This window comes from Phyllobacterium ifriqiyense, from assembly GCF_030817885.1.
GTDB classification, from domain to species: domain Bacteria; phylum Pseudomonadota; class Alphaproteobacteria; order Rhizobiales; family Rhizobiaceae; genus Phyllobacterium; species Phyllobacterium ifriqiyense.
This window is the reverse complement of record NZ_JAUSZT010000002.1, coordinates 700,601-712,033: the sequence shown is the minus strand read 5'-3', so window position 1 is coordinate 712,033 and position 11,433 is coordinate 700,601. Positions and strand designations below refer to the sequence as shown.

Sequence of the window (11,433 nt, the reverse complement as noted above, 5' to 3'; positions counted from 1 at the left end):
TACTCCCGAGTTCAGTGGAGTATCGTCAAGGAAACAAGGGCTCCCGCGGCAAAACCGACAAGAACAAAAAGCAGAAGGAACAGCGGCTTCACATCACCATTGGACCGCTTCTGCAGCGATTCAATACGCTTTTCCAAGCCTCCGACCACACCGTCAAGACGCATCAAATGTACATCGAGCTCGGTCAGACGATTATTTACGTCGCCCCGCATCGCTTCAATTGAACCGCCAATATCCAGGCCTTCGACAGACGAGCTACCGCTATTGCCATCAAGCACAGGCGCAGCACGTTGCAGGGACCTCTGGTTAACCTGCAGCTGACGTTGCGCTGCCATCAGCATGTCGAGCTTGTCCAATATCCGCGTCATTGGCGCAGCGATAAGTGCCTCTGCTGCCTGTTCGGCGGGTTTGGGGACACGCAAAGCCTGTTCGATCCCTGAGGCACTGATAGCAACCACAACCAGTTCGGCCGCCCTTATCGCGGCAAATTGCGGCAACATGACATTGAAGGCATGCGCGCCATCACCGATGCCGCTTCGCTTCAAATCTGGGCGATCCTGATCAGCTGTTGCTTCGGCGATTGGTTTCCCATCCAGCAATACCCGGATGGTCACCCGCGCGGTGGGTGCAGATGGATCGAAGGCCCAGCCGTAAAGACGTCCATCGTCGACGGCGTCGACCCGGCCCTTCATCGGTTCTGTCTTCAGTGGTCGCGCATTATCTTGCACGGGTGCAGCAGGAGGCTGTGGTAAAGCCTGCGCTGGGACTTGTGTCGCTATAGACATGATCTTCCTTTCAGGCGGCTGCCACACGATCCGAGCGCAATGTCCCGATCAAGTCGAGATACTTCGCTGCCGATGTGGCAATGGTGTCGGGATGGCGTGCGCGACTGGAAAGCTGCTGACGCAGGTCGCCGTCTTCCGCGATACGCCGGATAGCTGAAGCCAGTGCCATAGGATCGTTGGGAGTGACGGTCAGACCGTTTGCTTCGTCCTCGATTGCCTCGGCCATGCCTCCGATATTACTGGTAATCACCGGGCAATTGAGGCCCTGGGCTTCCTGGATGACCAAAGGCGCATTTTCCCACCAGATCGAAGGCATGATTGCACAATCAACAGTGGCAATGAGCTTGCCAATATCCTCGCGCCGATAGGCTCCACGTCGCTGGACGAAAGGGTACGTCTCGGCGAACAACCGGTCTATGTCGGCAATAAAGGTCTCGCTTTGGAATGGCGCCGCGCCATGGACCCGCAACTCAAAGTCCAATCCTTCGGAAATCAGCTGCTTTGCTGCTTCAAGCAAAACCGTGGTGCCTTTCCACGGATTAAGGTTGCCGAAATAACCAAAGACCGGCTTGGGGCGGGCTGTCTCTGATGGTTTGACCGGCGCACGTTCGGGCTGTCCATTCGGTATCACGCTAATAAGATGTTCTGACAAACCCCAATCAACATAACGCTGCTTCAGAAACGCGCTTGGTGAAACAAAGCTGTCCACTGTGCTTAGCAGCGATTTCAAATGCCGCTCCCGTAAAACAAACTTGTCGAGCGCGATCTCTTTAAAGCAGCTGTGGCAACGGTCAGGACTTGCGCCGTAGCAAAGTTCTTTGTTTGTGGTCCGAACCATCAGACCATCATGATGGCAGATTGGATAATAATCATGCAGCGTCATGACGATACGGCAATCGGGAAGTGTCCGCCTGACGATGTGCGGAAATTCGGCACCCAGCAGCAGTAGGTGATGCAGATGAACGACATCTGGCCGGAAATCGCGAAGCAGTTCCACAATATCCGGCACAATTCCATAAAGATCGACCTGGCTCATGAAGAATCGGTCGAAATGACCGGACCACAGAAGGATCTCGTCACCAGTGGTGCCGATGCTCTGAAAACTGGTTCCGGGACGAGCTTCACGATGAATATGATTGGTCGCACCTAGGAAAAGCGCGTCGCAGCCAGCCCTTTGATACGCCCGAAACAGATCGTGCGCAAAAATCTCGGTCCCGCCAGGATGGAGGGAGGGATGATTGTGGGCAGCAACGAGAACCTTCATCGGCGGATCCCGTCTTTTTCTGCAACAAACAGATCCTGATAATGATCCGACGAAACACCGCGCCAATGACCGAATGATTTAAGGACAGTGTTCAAACCGGCGCCAGTAATCGCTCGGTCCAGAAAGCCATCATCGAAACCCACAGCTGCAAGCGGCGGCAGTTCCGGTACGAACCAGCACGGTCCATTGTCATAGCGTTGAAACCCAAGCCGGGCGTCACGTTTCTTGGAAACATTTTCCTGTGCCACCTTGTCGACGACAAATGCGGTCATGAAGAGACGGCCACCAGGAGCAAGAAGGCGCTCGATTTCGCGCAAATAAGCGCTGACTTCTTCATCCGGCAGGTGGGTGACGATCGAGGTCATGATGATGAAATCGAACTGATTTCCATCGTAAGGAAGGACAAGCTCAAGGCCGTCGATCGCGCCTTTTGGATTGTACAGGTTATGCGCAATATCCACGTGGCGAAATTCGAAGTTTGAATAGATGGGGCTAAGTTTTTGATTGCACCATTCTATACCGCCAGCCACGGGATCAATACCGCAATAAGTGCCTTTTTCGTAGTCGAGATACTGCGTGAGCGGCACCGCCATGCGTCCGATGCCACATCCGATATCCAATATGCGGTCTGTTTTTTCCAGTCCGCCCTTTCGAATGAAATGGCCGAGAAATTCAGCGCCAACGGCCTGATAACTACCGTCCCCAACAAATATGCTCTCAAGCTCGGGGGAGGGGAGAAACCGGTTCTTAAGCACGGTCTCCATCAGCCATTCAACGTAATCATTATCATAGACCCGGACATGATCGGCTGGTGATTGTTTGAGTGCGATGACCTCGGTCAAGCGGCGCTCCTTTCCGACTTGTTACTAACAAAAGGTGTGACCGTATCCTCGTCAGTCTCGTCGAGATAACTCGTCATCAATTCTGAAATGTCGCGGTTCCAGCGCTGCGTATGCAGCCATGAATTGTACTGGCTGGCCAAGCCCCGCATATAATCAGAACTCCGGCGTATTGACCGGCGCTCGAAGTGGTAAAGTGCGACGTTCGGCTCATAGGCAATCTGGAATCCTATCTGGCGGATTTTAAGGCAAAGGTCGCTGTCCTCGTAATCGCCGATCACATAGTCTTCCGTAAAACCTCCAACGAGGTCGTAAATATCCTTTCGCGTAACGAGGCACGCGCCTGTTACACCTGGCACAAAGCGGGCGACCCGAGCTGGCGCATAGTCCCCCGGCATTCCTTTGTAAAAATGGTGATTGAGCCATACTCCGCGCTGATCCCGGGCGAAATAAAGGCCTGCATGTTGCAAAGAACCGTCTTCAAACAGCAATTTGGGTCCGACAGCGCCAAGTTTTTTCTGTTTGAATAGCGGATTGATAAGTTCATCCAGCCACCCCGCCTTGCAGGGAACGACATCCGAATTCAACATCACCAGTATCGTGCCATTGGCGAGGCTGGCGCCGGCGTTGCATGCCCGCGCATAACCGCCATTGCGGTTCATCGTTGCAAGCTTCATGGGCAGATCGTGAAGAATGTGCAGTCCACCCAGCATGTGCTCGGTATCGTCCTGAATTTCAGGGGAATCGAGCACGAAAATGATTTCGGCGTTCTCAACAAGCCAAGGATCTGTTGCCATAGCGGAAAGTTGGAAACGCAGAAAATCGAGATTCCGGTACAAAGGAATAACAAGGGAAACCAACGGTGATTCCGGCATAATACCGTAATCCTTCACGTCGGCGATCTTGACCATTTTTCCTATCTTTTGCTCGACCTCCCGCAGGGCTGGCGCCAGAATTCTTTCAAAAACCTGCGCCTTGGCATGCTGTGGCGGGACAGCGCGTAATATACAGTTGCGCTGAGCACCAGCCTCAAAGGGCTGCATCTGTGGCACAAGTGCAGAGGTTGCACCCGAAATCAGCCGCATTTGGAACCGGGGCTGCAACAGCGGCCCAAGATTGTTGACCTGCGGAAGCCAGGCAGCAAAACCTGTCACGTCAGACCGTGATCCGTCCTCACCTTTTCCAGTTTTGCCTGGAAAACTGTAGAAGTTTGGCTTCAGTGGAAGGGCTGTTCCATCTTCGGTTACGTATTCGATACCGGCGAGCATTCCGGACGGATCGTTCGTCCAGCCTCCAACCAATAAGCCGCCATCCAGTGCCAGCGCCAGATCAATTTCGCCGGAAGGCTGAGTAGCAGATTTACCGATTTGACGGGCAGGGAGCGGAGCCCTTATCTGCATGTCGATTGCGGTCGCGATGCCGGCACCAGGCACCTTTGCAAGATGGCGTACCAGAAAGGCGCGCAAACTTGCATCTCCCTGTTTTTTTCCCCACCATTTCTGGAAATCCGAGGCGCTGGCAATGTCGGAGAGCTTGCGCACGGCAACGCCATTCTTGCCTGAAATAACCAGTCGAAACGACTGGGGAAGGGCGCGGGCGGATTCCACAAGCAGGTGGCATTGTTGCAGGCCCTTTTTGACCGCAGGACCAATAACCAGCTTCACCGGAAGTGAAATGACTGAATTGCCGCTGATACCATATATGGCTGTAATGACCCCAAGGTCCGGGTTGAGACCGGTTTCCAGCAAGTGGAGGCCATCCACAGGTTGACCACAACTGCGCACTTCCCGCGGCTCGGGGGTAAGTGCCACCGTAACCTCGCGAACGACGCCCGCGAAAATTGCGTTCTGCGAAAGGCGAAAGGCACTTCGCCACGTGCCGAGCAGATTGTTGAGAAATTTGACCTGTCCGCCCGAGCCGATATTGCTCAACGCACGCTCTATATCAAAAGCACCAAGCTCGGAAGCTGGATAGAGCATTACTTGCCGGTCTGAGGTTGGATTGCCATTTGTAAGCTTAAGCGAAACGGGATCAGCTTTCGTCCGCATTGCCCAGAACATGCGCTGACCGCCCGTTTCGAGCGGCATGCTGAGGCTGACGAGCGGCACCAGAGGATTTGACGCTTCAATAGTGCATTTTGTCAGCGTTTTGGAGGAAGCTGGAATATCCCATATTACGACAGCTACATCGGCGCAAAGGCGCGAGATCGAAAGGTCCTCTGGGTAATCTTCAGTTTCCGTTGAATGGTCTAGGTGCAACAAATTGCCCTTTCACTCACTGCGCAACGCGAGAAAAAAGCGTGCCCTGTGGGAGACAGGGCACGCCATAAAATCAATATTAATGAACGACGAAGAAATCGCCTGGGTTTGCGAGTACATCGTCTGCATTCACACCAACCAGTGTGACAGAGTCGCCGTTGCCGAGATCGACAACTACGTCACCACCAACCTGGGTAACATGGGAAGCCACATCGTCAGCCGAGTGGATATCCGTTCCATTAATGCCACTCGAAATCTGGAGATGATCCTGACCCGGAGTGAAATCGAGCACGACGTCGTTGCCGCCGCCGCCATTGAAGACAAACGTATCGCTGCCTGCACCGCCGATGAGTGTATCATCGCCAGCACCGCCAGAAAGGATATCGTTTCCAGCACCGCCAGAAAGGATGTCATCACCTTGCCCGCCGAACAGAATGTCATTGCCTGCACCGCCGAGAAGAACATCGTCTCCACGACCGCCAAACAGAACATCGTTGCCTTCATTGCCGGTCAAGACGTCATTGCCATTATCGCCGAACAGGATGTCGTTGCCTGCACCGCCGAAAAGGGAGTCATTCCCATTGCCGCCGAATAGGAGATCATCCCCATCATCGCCGAATATTGAGTCACTTCCGTTCCCACCAAAAACAACGTCATCACCGCCACGGGCGTGAATGAAGTCGTCAAAACGGGAGCCAAACAAAACGTCGTCGTAGGCGCCGCCTTCTAAAGTGGCCATCTGCTTCTCCTTTGTTGTCCTGCATTGAGTTTACGCATTGCCGGAAAAAATCCCCCGGCGATCGAGTGCTTTGACGATTGTGCGCTGCACCAAATCGAAATGCAACATATGTTATGAATATAAATGTGGCAATCTATAGTAACAATTTATTACATGAATGTATTGCGACATATATATTAGACTTATAATTGCGCTTTATACTCAATATACTTTCGTTATGCATCCTTATTAGGTGTAAATTATTTTTAATTTTGAAGTACCGGTAAAAACATCAGATTTACCAGCACTTTCCGGCTAATCTTCCCTGAAGGCTCTGTTGAAACTATCGGTGATTGGACCAGCGATGTAATCGATAGCTCGGCGGGCCTTGTGCACGATCAGGACTTCGGCAGGCATGCCTGGATAGAGCTTGATGGACGGATTGGCTGTCAGCGACTGTGGAGAAATTTCCGCTCGTGCCACAAAGTAGGCAGTTTCGCTTTTTTCATCGATAAGCTGGTCAGCGGCAACATAGGTGACCTTGCCGTCGAGCGGCGAAAGGGAGCGTTGATTAAACGCCGTCAATTTGACCTGAACTGCAGAATTCACAGCAACGCCATCAATATCTCGCGGACTGATCTTCATTTCGACGACCATCGGCTCATTTTCCGGAACAATATCAAGAATTGCTTCGCCGGCTGCAACAACACCGCCAGGTGTACGCAGACGAATATTGTCGACGATCCCCGCCTGCGGCGAACGTATTTCCACCCGGCGCATGACATCTTTGGCAGCAACAATTCGCTCTTCGGTGTCAGCAAGGTCAGTCTGGCTGGTGGTAATTTCACCTGCAATCTCTGACTGCATATCGCTTTCAATGCCGGTCAGCGAAAATTCAGCGCCTGCCTTTGCCTGTTCTGCTTTGGCCTTGTCGCCGGCATATTCACCACGTTGGCCGGCAAGTTCGCTTAGCCGGGTATCAATCTCGGTAAGTTTGGATTTTTGGGCAAAACCCTTTTTAACCAGGCTGGCGATTGCATCGCGCTGTTCCGTGATAAGGGCAATTTGCCGATCCGTGGCTACGATCTGTGCCTCTGATGCCTTAGCCTGCTCGGTATATTGTTCAATGGTTTTTTGCTGAACATCGATGCGACTTGTCTTTTGGGAAGAGCGCTTTTGGAAAAATATCTGCTCGGCTTTCATGGCATTTTGTGCCGTGACATCATCAGCTGCACCAAAATCTTCTGGAAACTCGATTTCAGTAGCACCCGCCTGCTCCGCCCGCAGGCGAGCAAGCTTTGCGATCAATCCGACGCGGCGGCTTTGTAGCGATTGCAACTCCGAGCGTGCCTTTGTGTTGTCCAACCTTACCAGCGGCTGCCCAACTTTGACGACGTCGCCTTCCTGGACCAACAAGCGATCAAGGATACCACCTTCAAAATGACTGATGGTCTTGCGCTTTGAATCAACGATTACCGTTCCAAGCGCAACAGCAGCGCTGCCAAGTTCAGCCGAGTAGGCCCAGCCGAAAAAACCACCAAATGCTATGGCTATCGTTGCAACTCCGGCAATGATCAGCCTGCGTAACGGGCTTTTTGCATCTTCCTGCTCAAGGTCGGCGACCCATTCAGGGCGAACCGTGCCGAATTTCGTAGGCAGATTGTCGCCCGTCAATGCGGCGCGCGGAGCAAGCAATTGGGAAACCCGTTTGGGCAGATTGATTTTGTCGGTCATGATGCAGTCGCTCTCTTGGGACCGGTCGGTGTTATCGAAGCGACAACATCCGTGCGCGGCCCGAACTGGGTGATGCGGCCATCTTCAAGGACGAGAAGCTTGTCCGCCACCTGCATGATTGTGGGTCTATGAGCTATCATGATCACGATCGCACCATCATCGCGCGCCTGTTCTATAGCCCGCATCAATGCTCTCTCGCCCACGGCATCAAGATTGGCATTGGGTTCATCCAGCACTATCAGGCGGGGGCGGTTGTAAAGGCAGCGAGCGAGGCCAATCCGCTGGCGTTGACCACCAGACAGCGTTAAACGCCCGTCGCCCACCGGCGTATCATAGCCGAGCGGCAGCCTGCCGATCATCTCATGAACATCGGCAAGCCTCGCGGCCTCCAGAACACGGTGAGGGTCACTGTCGCCCATGCGTGCAATGTTATCCTTGATCGTTCCTTCAAGCAGCGCCACAGACTGCGGCAAGTAGCCGGCAATTTCGCCGAATGAACCGCGCTCCCACAGATATACATTGTTGCCATCGAGGAAGACGCCTCCTGACGTGGGCTTCACGATGCCGATCATCAACCGGGCAAGCGTCGACTTGCCAGCAGCTGAAGGACCGACAATGCCGAGGACCTCTCCGGGTGAAAGGGCAAATGAGATTCCCTTGATGATTGGCATTTCGACACCAGGCGCGGCATAGACCAGCCTGTCCACGATAAGATCACCATGGGGCCTAGGCGTCGGCATTGTTTGCCGCACTGCGAGATTTTGGGCCAGCAAGGATTGAATCCGCTGCCAGTTTCCAATTGCGTTCACCCATTGCCGCCAGGTCTCAACAACCTGATCAAAGGGCATGAGAAGCCGTCCGACAATGATACTCGTGGCGATCATCGCGCCAGGCGAAATTTCTTGCTCCATGGCCAGCAATGTGCCGGCGCCGAGCGTTACCACCTGGATCATGAACCGTAATGTGCGTGTGATGGATGTCATGGCACGGCTGCGGCTGCCGCCAAGGTCAAGCAGATCCAGAGCATTCATCTGCAGGCCACGCCAGCGACGGGCCAAAGCAGGTAGCATACCCATGGCTTCAATCGCTTCAGCATGGCGCAATGTTGCACCGATCTTGGAGATTGCCTCGATATTCGCCTGATTGGCGTCTTTCACCAGATTGCGTGTCATCAAATCTGTCACGACACCGCAGCAGATCAGAATGATGACCGCCACAATACCAATAATGCCAAAGACGGGATGCAGCAAAAACAGGACTCCAAGAAAAATAGGAGACCAAGCTGCATCGAGCGGAGCACTTACCGCCGACGATGTCAGAAACGAACGCAGCTCGGTCAAATCACGCAAGGATTGTGTTGCTTTTGGAAGACCCTGATCAACCGAGGCCTGTACTGCAGCAGTCAACACCGGCAGGTTAAGCCGGCGAACCAATGCGCTGCCCATCGCCTGAAACGATAGAGCGCGGATGAACTCCAGAATGCCGAAAACGACCAATGCGCCAATCGCAAGAATCGTTAGCATCAGCAACGTATCTGTGCTGCGGCTGTTCAAAACACGGTCATGAACCTGCAGCATATAAAGCGGTACTGTCAGCTGCAAAATGTTGATGCATGCACTGAGCAATACAGCATAAAGCAGCCCCGCCAAAAATACCCGGCGGGCTTTGAAAATAAGGGTTTGGGGCGTGGGCACCGTAGGTGTCATCGCTTTTTTTCCAACATTGCTCTTGCCATTCTCATTGATTTGACGAGTATCTACCATACACTTCTGCCTTGGAAATGACACAGCCACGGTTTAGCTCCAACGACCTTGGTCCAAGGCCATAGACTAGTAAAGTAATACTGCGCAGAATGTGACAGAAAAAAGTTCTTACGGTGGGGAAATATTCGAAGGAGAACCGAAAACATACTTGTAACTTACTTCAAATTTTGAAGTAAACTTGATCATGGAGACCGAGATGATACAAAAACTTCTGCACGAAGAAGTGGAAGTCGAAACATCTATTGACGGCTATGATGCCGCCAATTTCCCCGAAATTACCGCAGAAAAACAGGGACATAGACATCCAGTTCATACAGTAGTTGTAACGCATTTTGAACTGGCGAGAATGATCGAAAGGGTCAATCGGAGGTTCGCAAGTCTGCTCCGGACGGAGATGACAAAGCTCGGCGTCGAAGATGTTGGGCCTGCTCAGGCGATGGTTCTTCTTGCCATTGGCGACGTTGAACTTTCGGTTGGAGAATTGCTGGATCGCGGCCATTACGTCGGCTCCAACATTTCCTACTACCTGAAGCAGCTGGCCGATGGTGGATATATCGACAGGGTAGCATCGCAGCGCGACAAGCGGTCTGCGAGGATTCGTCTGACGGAGAAGGGCGAACAGCTTTGCGCCAATTTGCGCGACGCTGGCGGCGCCTATAATCGGGTGCTTGCGCGGGATGATGGTGACCTGCGTAATCTTGAGATCGCATTTCAAACATTGCATCGGCTTGAACTGGTTTGGGGTAATGCTGCACGTTACGGCATTTAACAATCAAGTAGTATGTCGTGACGCTCGGAAAGGACTGAAATCATGCATGTGGCATTCGTGCACAGACGTGGCTTTGGTCAATTTTCTGCTCTGGCTGAAAATCTTGCTTCCAGTGGGCATGATGTCAGCCTCGTTTGTGAAACTGTAGACCGACGCCTCCCATCGGTCCGCGTAGTCAGACACAGGGCAGAACCCGGCCCTCGATCGGATACTCAGATGGCAAAACATCTGGGTATACCGGATCACCATGTTCGGATCGGGCACCGGGTTGCTGAAACATTTGAGGCCATGATACGTCATGACCAGCGACCAGACATTGTTGTCGGTCACATAGGCTGGGGCAGCATGATGTTTGTAAAAGACGTGCTGCCACAGGTACCTGCGATAGGATATTGCGAATTTTTCTACAGGGCAGAGGGTGCTGATGTCGGGTTTGCACCCGACGACTTACCCGACGCGGATACACGCAAGCGCTTGCGTCTGCGCAATATCGCCCAGCTCATCTCGCTCGAAGCCCTGGATGGCGGCATTAGCCCTACACAATGGCAAAAGAGCCTCTATCCCGCGTCTGCACAAAACCGCATCGCGGTCTGCCACGAAGGCGTTGACACTCAACGCTTTCGTCCAGACCGCAACGCCTCGCTGCGTCTTCCCGACGGGCGCGTTTTGCGGGCAGGGGATCCGCCGATCATCACATTCGTCGCCCGCGATCTGGAACCTTATCGCGGCTTCCCGCAAGCACTTGAAGCGGCATCGAAGGTTCTGGCCAAGAATTCCGACGCTCTTTTTATCTTTGTGGGCGGCGATGGCGTAAGCTATGGCAAGCCGCCGTCAGGTGGAGGTACATGGAAAGAGGTTATGCTGGCGCAGCACAATGTCCCGGCTGACCGAGTCTTGTTTACTGGTCCAATCTCACATGATCTTCTTCGTCAGCTGTATCAAATTTCCACAGCGCATATCTATTTAACCTACCCGTTCGTTCTCTCCTGGTCCGTGGTGGAGGCCATGGCCTGTGGCGCTCTGATCATTGGCTCGGACACTCCTCCGGTGCAGGAGATCATTCGATCGGGGAAAAATGGCTTACTTGTGCCGTTTTATGATACCGACGCTTTGGCCGACACCCTTTTACGTGTTTTGCACAAGCCAGACGATTATATGCCATTGCGTATCGCTGCCCGCAGAACAGTCGAACATCGCTTCCAACTTACGGATTGTCTGACACGTCAAAAAGCTTTGATTGGGTCAATTGCCAAGGCAGGTTGAGTATTTGACAATTGCTATCCCTGATACCCGCGGCTTTTCC

General features: G+C 53.1%; 9 protein-coding genes. 2 read left to right on the top strand and 7 right to left on the bottom strand.

Features of this window, described 5'->3' with window-relative positions:
- Positions 1-11 precede the first annotated feature (11 nt).
- From QFZ34_RS04960 to QFZ34_RS04930, 7 genes are all read right to left on the bottom strand, one after another.
- Positions 12-785 (bottom strand): hypothetical protein, encoded by a 774-nt coding sequence (locus tag QFZ34_RS04960; RefSeq protein ID WP_307277685.1) that lies wholly within the window; start codon positions 783-785, stop codon positions 12-14.
- 10 nt (positions 786-795) lie between these two features.
- Positions 796-2,049 (bottom strand): glycosyltransferase family 4 protein, encoded by a 1,254-nt coding sequence (locus tag QFZ34_RS04955; protein WP_307277681.1) that lies wholly within the window; start codon positions 2,047-2,049, stop codon positions 796-798.
- On the bottom strand, positions 2,046-2,891 hold the full coding sequence (locus QFZ34_RS04950) for a class I SAM-dependent methyltransferase (protein WP_115054043.1): 846 nt from the start codon (positions 2,889-2,891) through the stop codon (positions 2,046-2,048). Before QFZ34_RS04950 ends, QFZ34_RS04955 begins: the two co-directional genes overlap by 4 nt.
- A complete protein-coding gene (locus tag QFZ34_RS04945; protein ID WP_307277676.1) occupies positions 2,888-5,146 on the bottom strand; it encodes a glycosyltransferase family 2 protein in 2,259 nt (752 codons plus the stop codon). The genes QFZ34_RS04950 and QFZ34_RS04945 overlap by 4 nt, the downstream gene beginning before the upstream one ends.
- A gap of 79 nt (positions 5,147-5,225) precedes the next feature.
- Complete coding sequence (locus QFZ34_RS04940) at positions 5,226-5,885, bottom strand: calcium-binding protein (RefSeq protein WP_307277672.1); 660 nt, start codon at positions 5,883-5,885, stop codon at positions 5,226-5,228.
- Between the two features lie 294 nt (positions 5,886-6,179).
- Entirely contained in the window at positions 6,180-7,598 is a 1,419-nt protein-coding gene (locus tag QFZ34_RS04935; RefSeq protein WP_307277670.1) for an HlyD family type I secretion periplasmic adaptor subunit, read from the bottom strand.
- Positions 7,595-9,304: a type I secretion system permease/ATPase gene (locus tag QFZ34_RS04930; RefSeq protein WP_307278953.1), complete on the bottom strand. Its 1,710-nt coding sequence runs from the start codon at positions 9,302-9,304 to the stop codon at positions 7,595-7,597. The genes QFZ34_RS04935 and QFZ34_RS04930 overlap by 4 nt, the downstream gene beginning before the upstream one ends.
- Positions 9,305-9,560: 256 nt before the next feature.
- Here QFZ34_RS04930 and QFZ34_RS04925 point away from each other — a divergent pair, with 256 nt between their 5' ends.
- Both QFZ34_RS04925 and QFZ34_RS04920 read left to right on the top strand, forming a co-directional pair.
- Positions 9,561-10,130 (top strand): MarR family transcriptional regulator, encoded by a 570-nt coding sequence (locus QFZ34_RS04925; protein WP_115054108.1) that lies wholly within the window; start codon positions 9,561-9,563, stop codon positions 10,128-10,130.
- Positions 10,131-10,172: 42 nt separating this feature from the next.
- The gene (locus QFZ34_RS04920) at positions 10,173-11,393 is read left to right on the top strand and encodes a glycosyltransferase family 4 protein (RefSeq protein WP_307277667.1); all 1,221 of its coding nucleotides are present in this window, start codon (positions 10,173-10,175) and stop codon (positions 11,391-11,393) included.
- The last annotated feature ends 40 nt before the right edge of the window (positions 11,394-11,433 follow it).